The following is a 20,363-nucleotide window of genomic DNA, read 5'->3' as shown; positions in this document are numbered from 1 at the left end:
CGTCCAAGGTGCACAGGACCCTACTGGACCTCCAGGCCCCTTCCCAGGTTTCTCCCCGACATAGCGAGCAGTCGAGGGAGCAGGCCGTGGACAGCGAGCCCTCAGCGACTAGGATTCGACGGCTTGCTCCCTGCCCCCCCAAGGAGAGCCCCGTAGCATGACGATTCGCCGCTTCCTCGCCGCCCTGCCGCTGCTCCCTCTCACGATGTTGCTGGGCGCGTCGGCGCCGAGCCCCGACGCGGGCTCTGCTCCGTCGGTGACGACTCCCGCCGCGCTTTCCGACGCGGACGCCCAGACGCTGGCGACGGCCGTGGAGGCGGTGGGCACCGACGCGGGCCCCGTGGGGGCCCGGGCACTGGTGGAGCGGGTGGAGGCCGAGGCCGCCCCCGCGCCCCCGCCGGAGGAGGCACGCCCCGTGGATGCTCGCGCGCTGGCGGAGGCGCTCACGGCGAAGGGAGACCTCACGTTCGAGCCCGGCATGGTGCCGCCGCAGCCGGTGCCGTCGCGGGAGAAGGCGCCGCCGTTCGGCAAGCTGCAGGGCCTGCCCCGCGCGCAGGACCTGGTGGCGCGCGCGAAGCTGGAGGGCGGCAAGCTGGTGGTGAAGGGCGGCAAGAGCGCGCCGGATCAGGTGCTCACCATCGACCCGGGCCTCCAGGCGTCGCTCACGAAGATCATGCAGAACTACCAGGTGCCCTACGGCGCCGCGGTGGTGCTGGAGCCCTCCACGGGCCGCGTCCTCGCGATGGCGGAGCATTCCGAGGCGAAGCCGGAGCTGCGCGGGCTGCCCGTGCGCGCGGTGTTCCCCGCCGCGAGCATCTTCAAGATCGTCACCGGCAGCGCGCTCCTGGAGGCCGGCGTGTCCCCCGACACGGAGGCGTGCTTCCACGGCGGCAAGCGCAGCCTGTCGGAGCGGCAGCTGGAGGACAGCGACCGCGACGGCGCCTGCTATTCGCTCGCGCTGGCCATGGGCAAGAGCGCCAACGTCATCTTCGCGAAGATGACGAACAAGCACCTGAGCGCAGACACCCTCAAGCGGATGGCGGCGCGCATGCGCTTCAACCGTGAGATCCCCTTCGCCCAGCCCCTGGACGTGTCGCTGGCGTACATCCCGGAGGACGGCTTCGCGCTGGCCAACACCGGCGCGGGCTTCGGGGACGTGTACCTGTCGCCGCTGCACGGCGCGCTCCTGGCCGCGGTGGCCGCCAACGAGGGCCGCTGGGTGGATCCGGTGCTGGTGGAGCCCGAGTCCTTCATGCCGCTGCCGGAGCCGGAGCCCGTGCTCACCCCCACCACCGCGCACGCCCTCACGCGCATGCTGGAGGAGACCGTCACCCACGGCACCGCGCGCCACGTCTTCCGCGAGCGCGGCTTCCAGGTGCAGGACGCCGTGGGCAAGACGGGCACGCTCGCGGACCGCGAGCCCTTCCGCGACTACTCGTGGTTCGTGGGCTTCGCGCCCAAGGACAACCCGCGCGTCGCCGTGGCCGCGCTCATCGTCAACGAGCCCAAGTGGCGCATCCGCGGCTCCTACCTGGGCCGCGAGGCCCTGCGCCTGGCCCTGGAGCGCATCCCCGCGCCCGTGGAAGTGACGGCCCCGGCCGGCGCCGCCGGCAAGCACTGAGGCTCCGGGCGGAAGCGGCTCTCAGGACGCTCAGGACAGGGGACGCGAGGTGAGCTTCACGAGCCCCGTGTCCACGAAGCCCTGGAAGAACTTCAGCGCTTCCAGCTCCTGCAGCGGCGAGACGTGCACGATGGCCGCCACGTCCCGCTTCCCGTCGATGCGCGACAGCAGGTAGCGCTCCGGGGACGTCAGGGGCAGCGTCTTCAGGTGCGGCGCCGACACCAGCAGCGCCGGCACCCTCGAGGGCTCCATCAGCGCCTTGCGCAGCTCCGACAGCAGCCGGGCCTCCGCGTCGCGCAGCAGCTTCTGGGTGTGCTCGGACGGGGCAATCTCATGCGCCCGGCGGGCCAGCGCCTCGCCGTCGCGCAGGTTGCCCGCGTCGAGGAAGAGCTGGGCGGCCTGGAGCACCTCGTCCGACGAGGACTCGGAGCCGATGACACCCCCGGCCTCGTCGTCGTCGTCCTCTTCCACCACCACCACGGTGGGCGCACCGCGCTCCGGCGCGGGCAGGGGGGCCTCGTCCGACACCTTCACCGCGTCCTGCCGGTAGAGCGCGTAGAGGCGCTGGTAGAGGAAGAAGTCGGTGGCGTGCAGCGCCAGCGCGATGCCGTCGATGCTGTGCCCCTCGCGCGCGAGCTGGACGATGCGGTCGTCCATGCTGCCCGCCTTGAGGCCCGTCAGCTTGCGCTCGTTGATCTCCAGCCGCACCCCGCCGGAGGGGAACACCGCGCGGATGGCCTGCCACGCCGTCTCGCGGAACTCGCCCTCGCGGTGCACGTCCAGCAGATCCACGCTGACGTCCAGGCCCTCCAGCTCCGGGGCGTCGTCCGTGGCGCGGAAGTCGAAGCCGCCTTCCTCCCAGGTGAAGGCGTCCAGCAACATCTCCCGGAACTTGTGGGAGAGCGTGGTGCGCACGGTGGCCTCCGTCACCGACCCCGTCATGATGAGGATCTTCCCCAGGAGGATGTGCGTCTCCGCCTGGGTGGCGAACGCCCGGTCCAGCTGGTCCTCTGTCAGGTGCCCCATGTTGATGAGGAACTGACCGAAGTACTCGCGCGGCTGGTTGGAGCTGGCGGTGATGACGTGCCCGTCGCGCAGGAGCAATTGCTTGCGCACGTCTCCCCGCTCCACGTTCAGGGTGCCGGTGGCCCGGCGATTCCCGAGGTGGACGACCAGGTCCTTGAGGGGCATCGTCGAAAAATCACCAGACACGCCGCGCATCGAGCGCCCATCCTGCAACGCATGCGTGTTGATATCTACTCGAAACCCAGTTGCTCCCTCTGTGAGAAGGCGCTCGCCGTGGTGGAGGAAGTGCGGGCGCGACTGCCCTTCGAGCTCTACATCACGGACATCCGCCAGAGCCCTGAGTTGTTCGAGACCTGGCGCTACGACATCCCGGTCGTCCTCATCGAGGGCGTGCCCGTCTTCAAGCACCGCGTGGATCCCGGCGAGTTGGAGGTCCGCCTGCGTGGGGTGATGAATGGCACACCCATTGCTAAAACCGTGGGCCAGGATGGGTAACAAAGTGCCCTTCTTCAAGAATTCCGGGGGGATACGAAGGGCACGGAAGTAACGGGGCTGTAAATCTGGGCGGTCGGGAGGAGCGGTGGGGAAGAAAATGCTGGAAAGGAGGGCACGGCGGTGAGCTTGAAGCGGAAGCGGACAGGAAAGTCGGGCCAGCCTCCTACGGTGTTGCTGGTGGAGCCGCGGGCGGAGGACCTGGAGCGCACCCGGGCGCTCCTGGGCGAGGCAGGCTTCCGCGTGGTGCCGCTGACGCGCTTCGACGCGGCGGTGCCGCTCTTCGAGGTGATCCGCCCGGACGCGGTGCTGCTCGCCGCGCAACCGCCGGACTACGGCGCGGTGCAGACGGCGCGGCGGCTGCGGCAGGTGAGCCGGGGCACGGTGCCGATGATGTACCTGGTGGATTCGCACGACCGGGACGCCTGGCGCTTCTGCGTGGAGAAGGGGCAGTGCGTGGACGTGGTGGCGCGCACGGTGGACGGCGCGGAGCTGTCCATGAAGCTGCATGCGCAGATGAGGCTCAAGCAGGCCGTGGAGCGCGCGGCGGCGGGTGAGGAGGCCGGCACGGCGCTGGCGCTCCATGATCCGGTGACGGGGCTCTACAACCGGCCCTTCCTGCTGGCCCTCATCGGGCTGGAGGCCCGCCGCACCGAGCGCTACGGGGGCAGCTTCTCCGTGGTGGCGGCGGAGGTGAGCGGGTGGAACGCGGTGCGCAAGGAGCACGGCAAGGCGATGGCGGAGCGGCTGCTCGTCTACAGCGCGGTGGTGCTGGGGCAGACGGTGCGCGAGGCGGACGCGGTGGCGCGGGTGGGGGACAGTGAGTTCGCCATGCTGCTGCCGGGGACGCCCGCGGAGTCGGTGCCCGAGGTGCTGTCGCGGGTGGAGGCCCGGTTCGAAGCGGCGAGGTTCCAGATGGAGGGTCGCGTGGTGCGCACGGCGCTGGAGCTGGGAGCGGTGAGCTTCCCGGACACGGTGGGGGCTCCCACCCAGTTGCTGAGCGCGGCACTGCAGACCTTGAGGCGTACACGCGAGATTCGGCGGGCGGCCGGTCCGGCCCGGCTGTTGTCGGTTTGATGCTGATCACGAGGGTTTGATGCACAGGGCGAGCGGAGGCGTGGGGATGGATCGGATCGCGGTGCTGGTGGTGGATGACGAAGAGTCGGTGCGCACGTTCCTGTCCGAGCTGTTGGGCAGCTCGGGTTACCAGGTGCGCTGTGCGTCGAGTGGCTCGCAGGCCCTGGAGATGCTCTCCGGAGGCTCCTTCGACGCGGTCCTCCTGGACGTGGTGATGCCGGAGATGAGCGGCCTGGAGGTGTTGCGCCGCTACCGGGGCAACGGCGGCAACGCCCCGGTCATCGTGCTGAGCGCGCTGTCCGGCGCGGACGACGCGGTGCGGGCCCTGAAGATGGGCGCCTCCGACTATCTGGCGAAGCCCTTTGGCAACGACGAGCTGCAGGACGTGCTCGCGCGGGCCCTGGGGACCCGCGTGCCGGAGCGGCAGATCACCGCGCCCGCGCCCCGCGTGGTGCTGACGCAGGCGGAGGCCGCGGCGGAAGCCCGCGTGCTCATCTCCACGTCGCCGGCCATGCGCCGGGCCCGCGCGCTGGTGGAGCGCATCGCGGACACGGACGTGCCGGTGCTGCTGCTGGGCGAGTCCGGCACGGGCAAGGAGGTGATCGCGCGGGAGATCCATGCGCGCAGCCAGCGCCATGGCCGTCCCTTCATCAAGGTGAACTGCGCGGCGCTGCCGGGTGAGTTGCTGGAGAGCGAGCTGTTCGGCCACGAGCGCGGCGCCTTCACGGGTGCCACGGCGGAGAAGCCGGGCAAGTTCGAGCTGGCGGACCAGGGCACCATCTTCCTGGACGAGATTGGCGAGATGGCCATCCGCCTCCAGGCGAAGCTGCTCCAGGTGCTGCAGGACGAGGAGTTCTTCCGCGTCGGTGGCAAGAAGAGCGTCCGCGTGGACAGCCGCGTGGTGGTGGCGACGAACCGCGACCTGGAGAAGGAGATCGCGCTCGGCAACTTCCGCGAGGACCTCTACTACCGCCTCAACGTCGTGGCCATCCGCCTGCCGCCCCTGCGCGAGCGCCGCGAGGACGTGGTGCCGCTCACCGACCACTTCCTGCGCAAGTACGGCAAGGGCTTCATGTCGGGTGTCTCCGAGCTGCCCACCGAGGTCCTCCACGCCTTCACCGACTACGAGTGGCCGGGCAACGTGCGCGAGCTGGAGAACATGGTTCGCCGCCTGTGCGTGCTGAAGGACCCGACGCTGGTGCTGGATGAAATCCGCGGCGGTGGCCGGACGCCCGCGAGCGCCCCGTCGCTGCCCACGTCCTTCGGCGGTGATGACTTCAGCCCTCCGCCGTCGCGCCACCATCACCACGAGGAGTCCGCGCGCGTCTTCGCGTCCCCTCCGTCGCAGTCGCATGGCGCTTCCTCGAACTCGGGCGTGCAGGTGCTGGAGATGCCCGCGCGCGGCACCTCGATGACGCCCGCGCCGGTGGCCCTGGTGTCGGACGCCAACCCGTTCAACGCGGTGGCGCCGCCTCCGCAGCGCTACGCCAACCCGTTCGACGCGCCGCAGCCGCCGCCTCCGCCGCCTCCGACCGGGGAGCTGTCGCTCAAGGACATTGGCAAGCACGCCGCGATGCTCGCCGAGCGCGAGGCCATCCTGGCCATGCTCCAGCGCACCGCGTGGAACAAGCGCCGCGCCGCCGGCAAGCTGCGCATCAGCTACAAGGCGCTGCTCTACAAGATCAAGGAGTGCGGCATCATCGATCCGCGCGCGAGCGCTGAGTTCTAGCGCCCCGCCTCCTGCCTCATCGCGAAGCACCACGGCCCTTCTTCCGGATGACGGAAGGAGGGCCGTTTGCTTGCGCGCGACGGGGGTTGCCCGGTATCGCGTGGGCCATGATCGCTCCGCTCGTCCTGCTTGGCTGTGGTTACACGCTCACCCGGTGGGCCCTCGTGGAAGCCCGGTCCGGGCGCGAGGTGATCGCCACCACGCGGGAGGCCTCGCGCCGCGCGCTGCTGGAGGGCGCGGGCGTGCGGGTGCTGCCGCTCGAGGACGCGCTGTCGCGGACCGAAGGGGCGCACGTCGTCGACTCCGTGCCTCCGGACGCCGGGCTGGATGCGCACTTCGCGCAGGTGCTGTCGCGGGCGCGGCCCGCCCGGCTCGTCTACCTGTCATCCACGGGCGTGTATGGCGCCGCGCGGGGGCGGGTGGATGAGACGACGCCCGTGGACCCGACTTCGGTCGCCGCGCGGGCCCGGCTGGAAGCGGAGGCTCGCTTCCTGCCGCTGGGCGCGAGCGTGCTGCGCATCGCGGGCATCTACGGTCCGGGGCGCGGCACCTCGGGCCGGTTGAAGGCGGGCACGCTGCGCATTCCTGAGTCGGGTGGAGGAAGGCTGTCCCGCGTCCACGTGGATGACCTGGTGGACGCCGTGCGCGTGGTGCTCGAACGGGGCGCTCCGGGCCAGGTGTACTGCGTGGCCGACCGGCGGCCCGCGACGCAGGAGGAGACGGCGGTCTGGCTCAGCCAGCACCTGGGCCTCCCCATGCCGCCCCGCGTTCCACTGGAGTCGCTCCACGAGTCCCTGCGCGGGGACCGGGCCATCCTCGCCGCGAAGCTGGAGGCGCTGGGCTGGACGCCGCGCTACCCGGACTTCACGACCGGCTTCATCGCCGCCCTGGAGGAAGAGGCGCGGGGGTGACACTCCTCCCAAAGCGCGGTGTTGGGTTGCTCGTGCGACGAGGAGACCCACGTGGACGACACCTTGCGACCGGAGGATGACCTGACGCCCCACGCCCGCCTGCCTGGCTGGCGACTGGAGCGATTCCTCCTGGGGGAGCTGTCGTCGCAAGACCGCGCGGAGGTGGAGGCGCTGCTGGCTCGGGACCCCGACGCCCGGGCGTGGCTGGACGCGCTGCGCGCCGACACCCGCCGCATCCTGGAAACGTATCCGCCCACCCGGGTCGCGGCCGAGGTCGAGCGCCGCCGCCGGGGACAGGCCCGGAAGCACCAGACGGCTCCGCCATCGCACGCGTGGGCGGATGGGGGCCGGTGGTTCGCGCTCGGGACCCCCGTGGCGGCGATGCTGGCGGTGCTCGTGTGGGACGCGTCGCGTGGGCTTCCCCAGGACTTCGTGTCAGCGCCTCCCGTTGCGTCCGTGCTGGGGGAGACGGTGCGCATCAAGGGCGATGCCCGACTGCGGATCCATCGCCAGGGGACAGGGGAGGCGGAGCTGCTCTCCGACGGCGCCTTCGCCCGGGCAGGGGATGTGTTGCAGTTGAGCTACCTCGCGGCGGATCAGGCGCATGGGGTGGTGGTGTCGCTCGATGGACGCGGGGTCGTGACGCTGCACTTCCCGGTGCATCCCGGCGACTCCACCGCGCTCCAGCCCGGCGGCGCGGTGCCCCTGTCCCAGGCCTATGCGCTGGACGATGCGCCCGGCTTCGAGCGCTTCATCCTCGTGACCGGGGACCGCCCCCTCGATGTCGCCGCCATCCTGGAGGCCGCGCGGCGTCTGGCATTGCACGGCGCCCGGGACGCACGACTGGAGGTGCCAGATGCCTTGCGGCAGGCCTCCGTCACGCTTCGCAAGACACCGTAGGTCGGGGTGCCCTCAGAGGCCGGACGCCTCCGCGCGCAGCAGCTGCTGCAGGTCGAGCTCCGACCAGTCCAGCTCCTGCTCCACCTGCTGGAACGCGGCATCCCCGATGGTTCCATTCGCGCGCAGCTCGAGCAGGCGCTGGCGTTCGGCGGACATCGCGGTGCGCACCAGGTCCGCGTCGGCGGAAGGGGGACCCCATGGCGCCGTCACGCTATCCGGGCGGGAACCAGAGCCTTCGCCCGCGTGGCCCTCCAACACCTGCTTCGCCCGCCGCAGTTGAAGCTCGTAGCGCCGCCGCACGAGCGTAGCCATCTCCGTGCCGGACGACGAGGTCTCCATCGCCTCCAGCGCCGCGCGCAGCATCGCGACCCGGGCGACCCTCACCTCGTGTTCGACCTCGTCGTCGTCGCCCAGCTCCAGGCGCGACATCAGCGGCCGCAGCGTCATGCCCTGCAACACGAGCGTGCCCAGCACCACCGCGAAGGCGGTGAAGAGGATGAGGTCGCGGTAGGGGAAGGGGGCGACGCCCTCGCCACCCGTCGGCAGCGCGAGGGCCGCCGCGAGCGTCACGATGCCCCGCATCCCGCACCACCCCACCAGCATGGAGGCATGCGGCGAGAGCGAGACCGCGTTGGCGCCTTCCGGGGACGCCGCGGCCCCAGGCTTTCGCCGCCACCGGCGGATCGCCGTGATGCCCATCACCCAGGCGATGCGCGCGACAATCGCGGTGACGGTCACCACCGCCGCGATCCCGGTGTAGTCCAGCCAGGTGGGCCGGTCGAACCGCGCGACGATGGACTTGAGCTGGAAGCCCACCAGGATGAAGGCGAGCACGTTCAACACGAACACGGCCACCTCCCACACCGCGTACGTCGGGATGCGGATCCGCGCGGGGACGAGGCTGGACGCGGTCCGCGAGGCCGTCATCGCGTAGACGACCGTGGTGAGGATGCCGGACAGGTGCAGCCGCTCCGCGAGGATCCACACGGCGAACGTGCTGCCGAACTGCACGATGGCGGCCGTGGCCACGTCGTCGATGAACCTGTTCGCGAAGAGGGTGAACCGCGCGAGCACGTACCCGAGCAGCACGCTGCCCACCGTGACGACGAGCAGCATCGGCACCGCGCCCCAGCCCACGATGCCGCCCGCGGCCGTGGCCCCCAGCGCGAGCCGGTAGATGAGCAGCGCGCTCGCGTCGTTGAACAGGCTCTCCCCTTCGAGGATGACGAGCAGCCGGTGCGGGGGCCGCAGCTGCGTCAGCACCGCCGTGGCCGCCGCCGCGTCCGGAGGCGCGACGATGGCGCCCAGCGCGATGGCCGCGGCCCACGGCATGGCCGGCACCATCCAACGCACCGCCACCGCCACCGCGATGACCGTGAGCACCACGGCGCCCAGGGCGAGGCTGGCCACGGGGCGCCAGTTCGCGCGCAGGTCTCGCGGTGAGGCGTCGAACGCCGCGTCCAGCAGCACCGGCGCGACGAAGAGCGTGAGCGCCAGCTCCGGATCCAGCACCAGCTCCGGCGTCCCCGGCACGAGCGCCAGCACGGCCCCCGCGAGCGCCACCATGGCCGGATAGGGCGTGCCAATCCGCCGCGACAGCGCGGCCAGCCCCGCGCCGCCCAGCAGCAGAGCGATGACGATCTCGAAGACGTGCATGGTGCTCCCGGTGGGAGGTGCCCTGGAACCAGCGGCGTAGCGCAGGACGGCGGGGTCCGGACAGGGGCAAACGCGATGGATGCCATCAGCAGGGGAGGGGACGCGTCTTTGCAGGGCGGACACCCCCGGTGACAGGCTTGCGCCTTTCGGGCCGCGTGCGGACGCGCGGCCCGCAACCCTGTCCCCTGGGGGATCGATGTCCAGGTCGTTGTTGTTCGCGGCGTTCAACGAGGGCGTCCACCGTTCCATGGCCGGCGACCACGAGGCCGCGCTCCAGTCCTTCGAACAGGTCCTCGCCGTGGATCCGCGTCACTTCCCCGCGCTCACCGCGAAGGCGTTCGCCCTCAAGCAACTGGGGCGGACGGAAGAGGCGCTGAAGGGCTTCCAGCGCGCCATCGAGCTGGACCCCTCCGCGGCGGACCCCCACCGCGAGGCCGCGCTGTGCCAGCTGGCGCTGGGGGAGCCCGAGGCTGCCGCCCTCCTGATGGAGCGTGCGGTCCAGATCAACCCCACCCCCGGCTACCGCGAGGCCGCCGCCATCGAGGTCTACCACCTGGGTAACGCGCTCCTGACTCAGGGCCGGCGGCCGGACAAGGCCCGCTACCGGCTGGCCCGACAGACCTTCGAGCTGGCGCTCGAGCTGTCCCCCGCCTACGTCGAGGTCGCCAGGGCCCTGTCGGACGTGTGGGAGCACCTGGGCGACCCTACCCAGCAGGGGCATTACGCCCTGCTGGCGACCCGGCTGCGGCCCGCCTCCTCCTGAGCTTGTTCCGCATAATTTTCCAATAAAAGCGGAGGGAATGGGCGCATCGACGGTGTTGAATGCCGAGCGGTCGCCCTTCTTCAGGAGAACCCTTCGCATGATCGTGATGCTCGAGCCGGATTCCCCGGAATCCGTCGTGAACGCCGTCCTCCACCTCGCTTCGCAGTACGAGGGCGTCACCCCCCGCGCGCACGTGGTCCAGGGTGCGGAGTCCACCATCACGGAGCTGTACCTGCTGGGCTCCACCGCGCAGGTTCCGCTGGAGCCCTTCCAGCAGTTGCCCGGCGTGCGCCAGGTGGTGCGCGTGTCGCAGAAGTACCGGATCATCGGCCGGCACGGCGGTCAGCGCACCACGGCGGGCTTCGAATACAACGGCGTCACCTTCGACGACCGCTCGGTGAACATCTTCGCGGGCCTGTGCGCGGTGGACTCGCTGGAGAGCGTGGATTCGATGATGGCGGCGCTCGCGCGCTGCGGCATCAACACCACGCGCATGGGCGCGTACAAGCCGCGCACCAACCCCTATGAGTTCCAGGGCCTGGGCGCCAAGTGCCTGCCGTGGGTGTTCGAGTCCGCGGGCAAGCACGGCATCAAGGTCGTCGCGATGGAGGTGACGAACCCGCGCCACATCGACGAGATCAACGACGCGCTCAAGCAGGCGGGCAACCCCACGGGCGTCATGCTCCAGGTGGGCACGCGCAACGCGCAGAACTTCGAGCTGCTCAAGAGCATTGGCCAGCAGCGCGCCTTCCCGGTGCTCTTCAAGCGCGGCATGGGCATCACGCTGGAGGAGTCCCTCAACGCGTGCGAGTACGTGGCGAGCGAGGGCAACCCGAAGATCGTCTTCTGCCTGCGCGGCGTGAAGACGCACCTGGGCGACCCGCACCGCAACATGGTGGACTTCGCGCACGTGCCCGTGGTGCGCAGGCTCACCCGCATGCCGGTGTGCGTGGATCCGTCGCACGCCATCGGGCGCGCGGAGGCCCCGCCGGACGGGCTGCCGGACATCTTCCACGCCATCGGGCAGGGGCTCATCGCGGGCGCGTCCATGGTGCTGGTGGACTTCCACCCGCACCCGGAGATCGCCCTGTGCGACGGACCCCAGGCGCTGCGCCTGGAGCAGCTGGGCGCGCTGCAGCGCTACACGACCATCGTGCGCGGCGCGTACATGGAGGCCGTGAAGAACGGCGACGGGCTGGGCACGAAGGCCGCGGCCGCGCAGGTCAGTCGCTGACCGTGTAGCTGCCGAGGACCTGGAGCGACGTGGATGCGCTCCGGGCCTCGTCCAGGGCGGCGCGCACGTCGGGCACGTCCTGCGCGCCGTCCACGTCCAGGCACCAGCGGTAGTCCCAGGCGCGGACGCCGCCGGGGCGTGACTCCAGCCGCGCGACGTTGACGCCTCGCGCGGCGAAGGCCCCCAGCACGACCGCGAGCGAGCCGGGCCCGTCGTTCAGGGTGAGCACGAGCGAGGTCTTCCACCGCGTGCCGGGCCGTGACGGCAGGGCCGGGCCCACGGCGAGGAAGCGGGTGGCGTTGTCCGGCGAGTCCTCGATGCCCTCCGCGACGACCGCGAGGCCGTAGAGGTCCGCCGCGGCCCGGCTGGCGATGGCCGCCGTGCCCGCCGGGGCCTCCTCGCCCACGCGCCGCGCCGCCACCGCGGTGTTCACCTCCGGCACTGGCTGCAGGTGGTGCCTGCGCAGCCAGCCCGCGCACTGCGCCAGCGCCTGGGGATGGGACAGCGCGCGGGTGAGGCTGTCGAGCGAACTGCCCGGTGGGGCCAGCAGGCAGTGGCGCACGCGCAGGCGCAGCTCACCGGACAGGCGCGGGGTGAACTCCAGCACCAGGTCCACCACCTCCGCCACCGGTCCCGCGAGCGCGCTCTCCATGGGGACGACGCCGCCGTCCACGCGACCCTCGGCCACCGCCTCGAAGACGGCGCGGAAGGTGGGGCAGGGGACCAGCACCGCCGAGGCGCCGAAGAAGGCGCGCGCGGCCTCGTCTCCGTACGCGCCGCGCTCGCCCTGGAAGGCGATGCGGGGGGCGTCGTCAGCCATCGATGGGCTCCGCGCGCGGGTACGTGCCCAGCACGCGCAACGACGAGGTGAGCGGGCGCAGATCCTCCAGCGCCGCCGTCACCGCCGCGGACGCGGCATGGCCCTCCACGTCCAGGTAGAAGCGGTACTGCCACGGCGCGCCGGGGATGGGGCGCGACTCCAGCTTGGAGAGGTTCACCCCGCGCTGCGTGAGCCGTTGCAGCACCTGGCCCAGCGCGCCCGGGCGGTGCTCCAGCACCACCATCAGGGACGTCTTGCAGGGCACGTCCGGCGCGAGCGGCGTGGGCTGGCGCCCCACCTCCACGAAGCGCGTGAAGTCCGCGCCGGGCTGCAGGTCGCTGGCGAGCACCACGAGGCCGAAGCGGTTCGCCGCAGACTCGCTGGCGATGGCGGCCACCGTCACGTCGTTGCGGTCCGCCACCGTGCGGGCGGCGACGCCGGTGTCAGGCCCCAGCACCGCGCGCGCCCAGGGCACGTGCGTGCGCAGGTAGTCCTCGCACTGCGCCAGCGCCTGGGGATGCGACAGCACCTCGCGCAGGTCCTCCAGCTTCGCGCCCTTCACGCCCAGGAGCCGGTGGTCCACCTGGCTCACCACTTCGCCGGTGATGACGCCATCGCCGGCGGCGAGCACGTCGTAGGTCTCGTTCATGCTGCCCGCGGTGGTGTTCTCGATGGGCAGCAGCAGCAGGTCCTGCTCGCCGCGCTTCAAGGCCTCCACCGCGTGCCGCGCGGAGTCGAAGCCCGTGAGGAGCACGCCGCCCGGACGTTGGGCGTAGCGCTGGCGCGCGGCGAGGTGGCTGTAGGAGCCCTCGACGCCCAGGTACCCCACGCGCAGCGGTGTGGTGTCCAGCCGGGTGACCAGCGCCTGCTGGCGGGCCACGGACATGTCCAGGATGACGCGGTAGAGGCGCTCCACCTCGTGGGGATCGAGGCCCCGCTCCGCTGCCCGCCCGCGCAGCTTGCGCAGGAGCAGGTCCTCGCGCTGCGGGTCCCGGAAGGGCCAGGCCGTCGCCAGCTTGGCGCGGGCCACGTCGTCCGCCAGGGCCATGCGCCGCTGGAGCGCGTCCAGGATGTCCTCGTCGACGCGCTCGAGCGCCGTCCGCAGGGTGTCCAGGTCGGGGATGTCCGTCATCGCGAGAAGATAACAATTCGCGTCAGGGAGCGGACCACCTGCGTCACACCCCCAGCAGGCGGGTGGCCTGATCCGCGACCTTCGTCCAGGTGCATGCACGGCCTCGAAGTCGCACGGCTCGTGATGCGAGACGAGTGGCGTGGATTTCGAGACGTCTGGCGTGGATCCGCTGATCCGAGGTCACCCGTAGAGGGACGGAAGACCAACGAGTAACGGGATAATCGTACTTTACGTGATGCTTGTGCGGTTAGACGCGTTGGCCCATAGTTCACCCCGGGTCAAGGAAGTGGGGGACAGGGTGTCAGTGAACGGAAAGTTTCATGTCACGGTCGAGGGTCGCGAGGCAGTCTCCTCCGGCACGCGAGACCCGGAAATCGGGACATGAGGGGAGCGGAAGCAGGTCTGCGGCAAGTTCCATCCCCCCATCCATCCGCACATTCCAGGAGATCATGGTGACGGCTCAAAACGACCCCCCCGAGAAGGCGCACAGTGCCGCCACTGTGACCGAGCCGCCTGCCGTGACGACTCGCCGCACCCCGTGCTGCACGACGGGGACCCGCGACCGGCTGTGCGACATCGCCATCGCCTACGCCCAGCAGAAGGGGCTGAGCGCCCGTGAGAGCGAGGTCTTCACGCGCTTCGTCTCGAAGGGGCGGACCAGCAAGGAGATCGCGGCCGAGCTCGGCATCGCCTACCCGACCGTGAAGCTCTACTGGACGCGCATCTACCGCAAGCTCAACTGCGATGACGCGGTGGGCGCGCTCGTCGCCTTCGTGCGCGAGATGACCGTGCACCTGCAGTGCAAGAACTGTGGCTCGGACGCGGTCATCCTGTAGGCCGGGCGGCTGGCTCAGACGCGCGTCCAGTTGGAAGTGTGCTGCGCGCCCAGCGTGAAGCGCGTGGCGGCGTGCTTCAGGTGCTCCTGGTAGACGGCCGTCTCCGGCCGCTCCAGGTACTCCGCGAAGGGGCACGAGAGCTGGGTGAGGAACAGGGCCCCCGGCTCCGTGCTCAGCACGGAGTGGTAGGCGGAGAAGCCCACCACCTGGCCGTGGCCGCGCACGGTGGGGAACAGGCTGTCGCGGCGCCACGCGTGGTAGTCCTGCAGCGCCGCCGGAGCAATCTCACTGCGCATGAGCTGCAGGTGCTCCGCGTCCGGCACGGGGGAGGAGACCTTCACCACGTCGCGCAGCTCGTGGAGCTGCCGGCGGTAGTCCACGGACAGCCGGGGCCGCACCACGGCCTCGACCTCCCGCCAGGCCGCATCCCCCAGGAGGTCGCCCAGCCCGGACGGATCCGGGAGGGCGACGAACTCCATCAGCCGGTCCCCCGCCTCGTGCCGGTAGACGGCGCGCGGGAAGCGCGCGTCGGTGGGCCGGGGCTGGCGCAGGACGGAGACCACGTCCGGGACGTCCCGGACCTCCAGCTTCATGTAGTTCAGCAGCAGGTACCGCGCGGGCCCTGGTCCACTCATGACACGTGCTCCGTTCTTCGGGGATGGGGACTCAAGGGGCTCAGGCGGCCCTGCTGGCAGCGGGACGCAAGGCGGGGAACAGCTCGTCCACGAGCGCCTGGATGCTGGCGCCCTGCAGCAGCTTGGCGAGTGGCACCGGCACGCCCAGCGCGGGCTCCAGCCGGTTGACCAGGTTCACCGACACGAGCGAGTCCAAGCCGAAGCCCACGAGCGGTGCATCCGTGGCGATGGGCTCGTCGGCGCCGAGCACGTCCGTCACCTGCTTGCGCACCACCTCCACGATGACGTCGCGGCGCTCGGCCTCCGACGCGGCCTGGATGCGCTGCCGGAGCAGGCGCGGATCCTCTCCCGCCCGCTGCGTCCGGCGCTTCTGCGTGCCGCCCTTGCCCAGCGACGAGTAGAGCGCCGGGGCGCCGCCCTTGAACTGCTGGGTCCACACGGCCCAGTCCGTGGTCGTCACCGCGGCCTGCTCGAGGTCGTGGCGCAGCAGGTAGTCCAGCGCCTCCAGGGCATGACCGGACTTGAGCGCCTGGACGCCATGGGCCGCCTCGCCCTGCGCGTGGGTCCGGCCGGGCAGGTCCCACGCGCCCCAGTGGATGACCGTGGCGGGGAGGCCCTGCGAGCGTCGCAGGTGGGCGAGCGACTCCATGAACGCGCCGCCCGCGGCCTCGTTCGCGCCGGTGTCGGAGCCCAGCCAGCTCTGGGTGGAGGAGAAGAGGACGAAGTGGTCGAGCTTGAGCGTCCGCGTGTGCTCGTGCAGCAGCCACGCGCCCCGCGTCCTGGGCGCGAGTCCCGCCGCGAACTTCTTCCAGACGATCATGTCCAGGAAGTCCTCCTGCCGCGCGGAGGCGCAGTGGAAGACGCCCTTGAGCGCCGGCATCCCTTCCAGTCCCGCGAACACGCGCCGCGTGTCGGCCTCCTGGGTGAGGTCCGCCTGGGTCACGTGGACCTTCGCGCCCCGCTTCGTCAGCGCCTCGATGGCACGCGCCTTCGTGTCATCCAGGGGCTTCGCGTCCGCCAGCACCAGGTTCCGCACGCCGGCCTGGGCCACCATCCACTCCGCCAACTGGAGGCCGGTTGCGCCCAATCCTCCGGCGATGAGGTAGGTCGCGTCGCCCTTGAACAGCGGCGTGCCCTGTTCCGGACGGGGCTTCTGGGCCCGGGTCAGCCGGGGCGCGAAGCGCTTGCTGCCGCGGAGGACGACCTGGTCCTCGCCATCCGGGTTCCACATCTCCGCCAGCAGGGCGGCGGCGTCGTCCGCCGTGCCTCCGGCCGCGTGACGCTCGAGGTCCACCACGCCGCCCCACAGGTCCGCATGGCGCAGGGCCATGGCGGAGCCGAGCGCCCACAGCGGCGCCTGCGCGACCTCCACGGCACCGACGCCGGGCGTGGGGCCCTGGGCGTTGCGCGTGGCGAACCACAGCCGGGGCGCGGCGCCCGTCACCGAGTTCACCACCGAGACGGCCTGGATGAGCAGCAGCGCGTTGCCGACGGTGCTCGCCTCGCTGCCCGCGAGCTGCTCCAGCGCCATCCGCTCGGAGGAGGGCGCATCCAGCCCCCAGAGGTAGACGACGTGGCGGTAGGAGATGCCGGGGACGCCGAAGTAGTCGCGGATGAGCCGGTGGAAGAGCTTGGGCTCGTCCGGCGCGATGGGCTTGTGGCGCTCACCGTCCACCAGCGTCACGTCCGGATGCACCAGGTGGCACTTCTCCCCCAGCGCGCGCAGCTGCTCCGCGAGCGCGCGGCCCACGCCGCCCCGGTCCGCGAAGATGAGCCAGCGGTTCGGCAGCGCGTCCTTGTTGCGGGCCGGCACGGCGAGCGACGGGCGCTCCTCCCAGTTGCGCTGGATGATGGAGTCCACCAGGGGATCGCCCGACGACACGGAGGCGGGCTGCATGGCCTCCTGCGTGAGGCGCTTGACCTGCAGGCCCTCCATCACCGCGAGCAGGCGCCCATCCTCCGCGTGGAGCCGGAGGTCCACGACCATCGTGTCCGCGGTGTCACCCGGACGGCGCTGGGCGTGCACCCACGCCTCGCGAACGCCCGTCTCCAGCGAGACGAAGCGCTCCATGCTCAGCGGCAGGAACGTGCGCCGCAGGTCGTCCGGCGGCACGGTGAAGTCGCCGTAGGCGTCCGCCAGGGCCGGGTAGATGTGGAGGCAGGCGTCCAGGAACGCGGGCTGGAACGCGTAGGGCTCCGCCGCCACGTGCTCCGGCAGCCGGACACGGCTCAGCGCCTCGTCCGCGCCCTGCCACAGCTCCTGGATGCCACGGAACGCCGGGCCGTACTCCAGGCCCATGTCGCGGATCGCCGGATAGAAGCGCTCCACGGGGATGGCCTTCGCGCAGCGCTCCTTCAGGGCCGCGAGCGCCGCGGCCGGAGCCTGCGCGTCCTCACCGACCGCGGCCTGCCGAGGCATGAGCTCGCCCTCGATGTGCTGGACCCAGGGCGCGCCCGGCCGCTCGTCGGTGCTGAAGACCTTGAACGCGGCGCGCTTCTCGTCCAGCGGGGTGATGACCAGGTGGATGACGCGGCTGCCTTCCTCGGGCAGCACCAGCGCCGCGCCGTAGAGGAAGCGCTCCATCACCACGTCGTTGACGCCGAAGTGGGCGCGGGCGCCCGACGTCACCAGCTCCAGCGCGGCCGTGGTGGGCAGCACCGGCAGACCGAAGATGCGGTGGTCATCCAGGTACGCCAGCTCGTCCAGGCTGTAGTGGGCCTCGAACTGGGCCTCCTTCAGCGTGGAGCGCAGCCGCTCGCCCAGCAGGGGATGCGAGGCCTTGCCGCGGCGCACGGGGCCCGTGGCGCTGGCCTCCTTCACCCAGTAGCGCTTGTGCTGGAAGGGGTAGGTGGGCAGCGGCAGCCGCTGGCGCGCGAAGGGCGCGTCGAAGCCCGTCCAGTCCACCGCGTGGCCGCCCACGTAGAGCGCGCGCAGGCTCTCCGACAGCACCTCCCAGTCGCCCTTCTGGCGGCTGAGCGACGCAAGCCACTGCGCCGGGCCTTCCGACACGCACTGCCGCCCGAGCCCCAGGAGGCTGGAGCCGGGGCCCACCTCCAGGAACAGCTCGTAGCCGGCCTCGCGCAGCGTCTGCATGCCCTGCGAGAAGCGCACGGCGCCCCGCGCATGGTCGCGCCAGTAGCGGGCGGTGGGGGCCTCCTCCATGAAGCGGCCGGTGAGGTTGGACACCACCTTGAGCGTGGGCTTCTGGAAGCGGATGCCAGCGGCCACGGCCTCGAGCGGGTCGAGGATGGGGTCCATCAGCGCCGAGTGGAAGGCGTGCGAGACGACCAGCTCCTTGAAGTCGATGCCCTGGCGGGTCAGCTCCTGGAACAGCTCGGCCAGGGCCTGCTTGTCACCGGAGACGACGGTGCTGCGGGGCGCGTTGCTGGCCGCGATGGACAGCAGGTCGCCGTGGGGCGTGATCAGCTCCAGGACCTGGGCCTCGGTGGCGAACACCGCCGCCATGCCGCCCGTGCGGGGCAGGCCCTGCATCAGCCGGCCCCGGTGGGAGATGAGCTTGAGCGCGTCCGCGAGGCCCATGACGCCCGCCACGCAGGCCGCCGTCACCTCGCCCACGCTGTGGCCCATGACGACGTCGGGCTTCACGCCCCACGAGCCCCACAGGGCCGCGAGCGCGTACTCCACCGCGAAGAGGGAGATCTGCGTGTAGCCCGTCTCGTTCACCAGCTTCGCGTCGTCGCCCTCCGCGAACAGCACGCTCAGAAGAGGCCGGTCCATGTGCGGCCGGGACAGGGCGTCGCACTCGTCCAGGGCCGCGCGGAAGACGGGCTGCGTCCGGTAGAGCTCCGCGGCCATGCCCGGGTACTGCGCACCCTGGCCCGTGAAGAGGAAGGCCACCGGGCGCTGCCGGCCCGTGCCCTTCGCGACACCCGCGACAGGCTCATCCCCGCCGGCCGTCGCGAGCCGCGTCGCCAGCTCCTGCACGGAGCGCGCGGACACCGCCAGGCGGTGCTCGAAGAACGTGCGGCTGGTGCTCGCGGTGAAGCAGACGTCCGCGAGGTCCGCGTCGGGGTGGGCCGAAAGGTAGCGCGCGAAGCGCTCCGCGCTCTGGGCGAGCGCCGCCTCGTTGCGGGCGGACAGCGCCAGCGTGTGGAGGGGACGCTCGACGAAGGGGGCCTTCTCCCGCGGCGGCCGGACCGGTGCCTCCTCCAGCACCACGAAGGCGTTGGTTCCGCCCAGGCCCAGGCCGTTGACGCCCGCGCGGCGCGGGTGCCCTTCCGGGGCGGGCCAGTCGCTCAGCTGGGTCTGGATGAAGAAGGGGCTGCTCGGCAGGCCGAGCTTCGGGTTCGCCTTCTGGAAGTTGATGGTGGGCGGGATGCGCTGGTGGTGCAGCGTCAGCGCCGTCTTGATGAGGGCGGCCATGCCGGCCGTCTGCTCCAGGTGGCCGATGTTCGTCTTCACCGAACCGATGCCGCAGAAGTTCTTGCGCGCGGTGCCGGTGCGGAACGCGCGCGTGAGCGCCTGGACCTCCAGCGGGTCGCCCACCGTCGTGCCGGTGGCGTGGCACTCCACGTAGCCGAGCGTGTCCGGGGACACGTCCGCCAGCGTCATCGCCTCCAGCATCGCCATGGCCTGGCCGGGCACGCTGGACGCGCCGTAGCTGACCTTCTGGCCACCGTCGTTGTTGATGGCCGTTCCCTTGATGACGGCATAGATGGTGTCGCCGTCCTCCATCGCCGCGCGCAGGGGCTTGAGGAGGACCGCGGCCACGCCGCTGCCGAAGATGGTGCCCTGGGCCTTCTCGTCGAAGGCGCGGCAGTGCCCGTCCGGAGAGAGGATGTCCTCGCTCTGGTACACGTAGCCGTTCTTGTGCGGGAAGCGGATGGTGGACGCGCCCGCGAGCGCCATGTCGCACTCGCCGTCCAGCACGCTGCGGCAGGCCAGGTGCAGCGCCACCAGCGAGGTGGAGCACGCGGTCTGGATGTTGATGCTGGGCCCCTTCAGGTCCAGCTTGTAGGACACGCGCGTGGCGACGAAGTCCTTGTCGTTGCCAATGTGCTGCACGCTGCCCGTGGGCCCGAGCAGCTCCGGCGCGCGCTGCTGGTAGGCGGCCAGGTAGCTGGTCACCACGCCACCGGAGCCCGCGAACACGCCCACGGGGGAGCGGATGGACTCCGGGTGGTAGCCGGCGTTCTCGAAGGACTCCCACGCCACCTCCAGGAAGAGGCGCTGCTGGGGGTCCATGAAGGTGGCTTCCCGCCCGGTGTAGCTGAAGAACCCGGCGTCGAACTTGTCCACGTCCTCCAGATACGGCGTGGCGGGGACGAAGCCGGGCGTGTCCAGCACCTGCTCGGGGATCCCGGCTTCCGCCAGCTCCTCCCGGCTGAAGAAGGAGATGGACTCCTTGCCTTCGCACAGGTTCTTCCAGAACGAGTCAAGGTCCCTGGCGCCCGGGAAGCGGCACGCCATGCCAATGATTGCGACGCCTTTGAGATGATCAAACGAACTCATGACGGTTCTTCCGGAAGCAGCAAGGGAGCGATGGGAGGGTGAAGCCAGGAAACGACGG

15 protein-coding genes are annotated in these 20,363 nt (G+C 71.2%); 9 read left to right on the top strand and 6 right to left on the bottom strand.

Annotated elements, in window-relative coordinates; genetic code table 11:
• The first annotated feature begins 157 nt into the window (after positions 1-157).
• A complete protein-coding gene (locus D7V93_RS02220) occupies positions 158-1,621 on the top strand; it encodes a penicillin-binding transpeptidase domain-containing protein (RefSeq protein ID WP_120641764.1) in 1,464 nt (487 codons plus the stop codon).
• Positions 1,622-1,651: 30 nt separating this feature from the next.
• On the opposite strand, the gene D7V93_RS02215 is transcribed toward D7V93_RS02220, so the two are convergent.
• A complete protein-coding gene (locus D7V93_RS02215; RefSeq protein WP_120641763.1) occupies positions 1,652-2,842 on the bottom strand; it encodes a DUF4388 domain-containing protein in 1,191 nt (396 codons plus the stop codon).
• Positions 2,843-2,863: 21 nt separating this feature from the next.
• On the opposite strand from D7V93_RS02215, the gene D7V93_RS02210 reads away from it, so the two are divergent.
• From D7V93_RS02210 to D7V93_RS02190, 5 genes are all read left to right on the top strand, one after another.
• Positions 2,864-3,142, top strand: coding sequence for a glutaredoxin family protein (locus D7V93_RS02210; RefSeq protein ID WP_120641762.1), 279 nt, complete (start codon positions 2,864-2,866; stop codon positions 3,140-3,142).
• A gap of 120 nt (positions 3,143-3,262) precedes the next feature.
• Positions 3,263-4,216, top strand: coding sequence for a GGDEF domain-containing protein (locus tag D7V93_RS02205; RefSeq protein ID WP_208722890.1), 954 nt, complete (start codon positions 3,263-3,265; stop codon positions 4,214-4,216).
• 46 nt (positions 4,217-4,262) lie between these two features.
• A complete protein-coding gene (locus D7V93_RS02200) occupies positions 4,263-5,945 on the top strand; it encodes a sigma-54-dependent transcriptional regulator (protein ID WP_120641760.1) in 1,683 nt (560 codons plus the stop codon).
• Between the two features lie 107 nt (positions 5,946-6,052).
• Complete coding sequence (locus D7V93_RS02195) at positions 6,053-6,856, top strand: NAD-dependent epimerase/dehydratase family protein (RefSeq protein ID WP_120641770.1); 804 nt, start codon at positions 6,053-6,055, stop codon at positions 6,854-6,856.
• Between the two features lie 51 nt (positions 6,857-6,907).
• On the top strand, positions 6,908-7,756 hold the full coding sequence (locus tag D7V93_RS02190) for an ActD protein (RefSeq protein WP_244237059.1): 849 nt from the start codon (positions 6,908-6,910) through the stop codon (positions 7,754-7,756).
• Positions 7,757-7,768: 12 nt separating this feature from the next.
• On the opposite strand, the gene D7V93_RS02185 is transcribed toward D7V93_RS02190, so the two are convergent.
• A complete protein-coding gene (locus tag D7V93_RS02185) occupies positions 7,769-9,412 on the bottom strand; it encodes a Na+/H+ antiporter (protein WP_120641759.1) in 1,644 nt (547 codons plus the stop codon).
• Positions 9,413-9,608: 196 nt separating this feature from the next.
• Between D7V93_RS02185 and D7V93_RS02180 the strand changes: the two genes are divergently transcribed.
• Positions 9,609-10,175 (top strand): tetratricopeptide repeat protein, encoded by a 567-nt coding sequence (locus D7V93_RS02180; RefSeq protein ID WP_120641758.1) that lies wholly within the window; start codon positions 9,609-9,611, stop codon positions 10,173-10,175.
• Positions 10,176-10,272: 97 nt separating this feature from the next.
• Entirely contained in the window at positions 10,273-11,409 is a 1,137-nt protein-coding gene (locus D7V93_RS02175; protein ID WP_120641757.1) for a 3-deoxy-7-phosphoheptulonate synthase, read from the top strand.
• Here D7V93_RS02175 and D7V93_RS02170 read toward each other — a convergent pair.
• Positions 11,399-12,229: a prephenate dehydratase gene (locus D7V93_RS02170; RefSeq protein ID WP_120641756.1), complete on the bottom strand. Its 831-nt coding sequence runs from the start codon at positions 12,227-12,229 to the stop codon at positions 11,399-11,401. The two genes, D7V93_RS02175 and D7V93_RS02170, sit on opposite strands and share 11 nt — an antisense overlap.
• Positions 12,222-13,361: a prephenate dehydratase gene (gene pheA, locus D7V93_RS02165; RefSeq protein ID WP_120641755.1), complete on the bottom strand. Its 1,140-nt coding sequence runs from the start codon at positions 13,359-13,361 to the stop codon at positions 12,222-12,224. Before pheA ends, D7V93_RS02170 begins: the two co-directional genes overlap by 8 nt.
• Before the next feature lie 518 nt (positions 13,362-13,879).
• On the opposite strand from pheA, the gene D7V93_RS44740 reads away from it, so the two are divergent.
• Positions 13,880-14,197: a response regulator transcription factor gene (locus D7V93_RS44740; RefSeq protein ID WP_158623624.1), complete on the top strand. Its 318-nt coding sequence runs from the start codon at positions 13,880-13,882 to the stop codon at positions 14,195-14,197.
• 14 nt (positions 14,198-14,211) lie between these two features.
• Here the strand turns inward: D7V93_RS44740 and D7V93_RS02155 are convergent, their stop codons facing one another.
• Positions 14,212-14,832 (bottom strand): hypothetical protein, encoded by a 621-nt coding sequence (locus D7V93_RS02155; RefSeq protein ID WP_120641753.1) that lies wholly within the window; start codon positions 14,830-14,832, stop codon positions 14,212-14,214.
• Between the two features lie 40 nt (positions 14,833-14,872).
• Positions 14,873-20,305 carry a type I polyketide synthase gene (locus D7V93_RS02150; protein ID WP_120641752.1) on the bottom strand — a complete coding sequence of 1,811 codons (5,433 nt, stop codon included), beginning with the start codon at positions 20,303-20,305 and terminating at the stop codon, positions 14,873-14,875.
• Positions 20,306-20,363 lie beyond the last annotated feature (58 nt).

It is taken from the genome of Corallococcus llansteffanensis (assembly GCF_003612055.1).
GTDB classification, from domain to species: Bacteria; Myxococcota; Myxococcia; order Myxococcales; family Myxococcaceae; genus Corallococcus; species Corallococcus llansteffanensis.
The sequence above is the reverse complement of the archived record's forward strand: the minus strand, read 5'-3'. Positions and strand labels throughout refer to the sequence as shown.

What these genes read in the sequence shown, in the direction of transcription:
- D7V93_RS02220 (WP_120641764.1), top strand. Translation starts at nt 158, where the DNA reads ATGACGATTCGCCGCTTCCTCGCCGCCCTGCCGCTGCTCCCTCTCACG.
- D7V93_RS02215 (WP_120641763.1), bottom strand. Translation starts at nt 2,842, where the DNA reads ATGCGCGGCGTGTCTGGTGATTTTTCGACGATGCCCCTCAAGGACCTG.
- D7V93_RS02210 (WP_120641762.1), top strand. Translation starts at nt 2,864, where the DNA reads ATGCGTGTTGATATCTACTCGAAACCCAGTTGCTCCCTCTGTGAGAAG.
- D7V93_RS02200 (WP_120641760.1), top strand. Translation starts at nt 4,263, where the DNA reads ATGGATCGGATCGCGGTGCTGGTGGTGGATGACGAAGAGTCGGTGCGC.
- D7V93_RS02195 (WP_120641770.1), top strand. Translation starts at nt 6,053, where the DNA reads ATGATCGCTCCGCTCGTCCTGCTTGGCTGTGGTTACACGCTCACCCGG.
- D7V93_RS02185 (WP_120641759.1), bottom strand. Translation starts at nt 9,412, where the DNA reads ATGCACGTCTTCGAGATCGTCATCGCTCTGCTGCTGGGCGGCGCGGGG.
- D7V93_RS02180 (WP_120641758.1), top strand. Translation starts at nt 9,609, where the DNA reads ATGTCCAGGTCGTTGTTGTTCGCGGCGTTCAACGAGGGCGTCCACCGT.
- D7V93_RS02175 (WP_120641757.1), top strand. Translation starts at nt 10,273, where the DNA reads ATGATCGTGATGCTCGAGCCGGATTCCCCGGAATCCGTCGTGAACGCC.
- D7V93_RS02170 (WP_120641756.1), bottom strand. Translation starts at nt 12,229, where the DNA reads ATGGCTGACGACGCCCCCCGCATCGCCTTCCAGGGCGAGCGCGGCGCG.
- pheA (WP_120641755.1), bottom strand. Translation starts at nt 13,361, where the DNA reads ATGACGGACATCCCCGACCTGGACACCCTGCGGACGGCGCTCGAGCGC.
- D7V93_RS02155 (WP_120641753.1), bottom strand. Translation starts at nt 14,832, where the DNA reads ATGAGTGGACCAGGGCCCGCGCGGTACCTGCTGCTGAACTACATGAAG.
- D7V93_RS02150 (WP_120641752.1), bottom strand. Translation starts at nt 20,305, where the DNA reads ATGAGTTCGTTTGATCATCTCAAAGGCGTCGCAATCATTGGCATGGCG.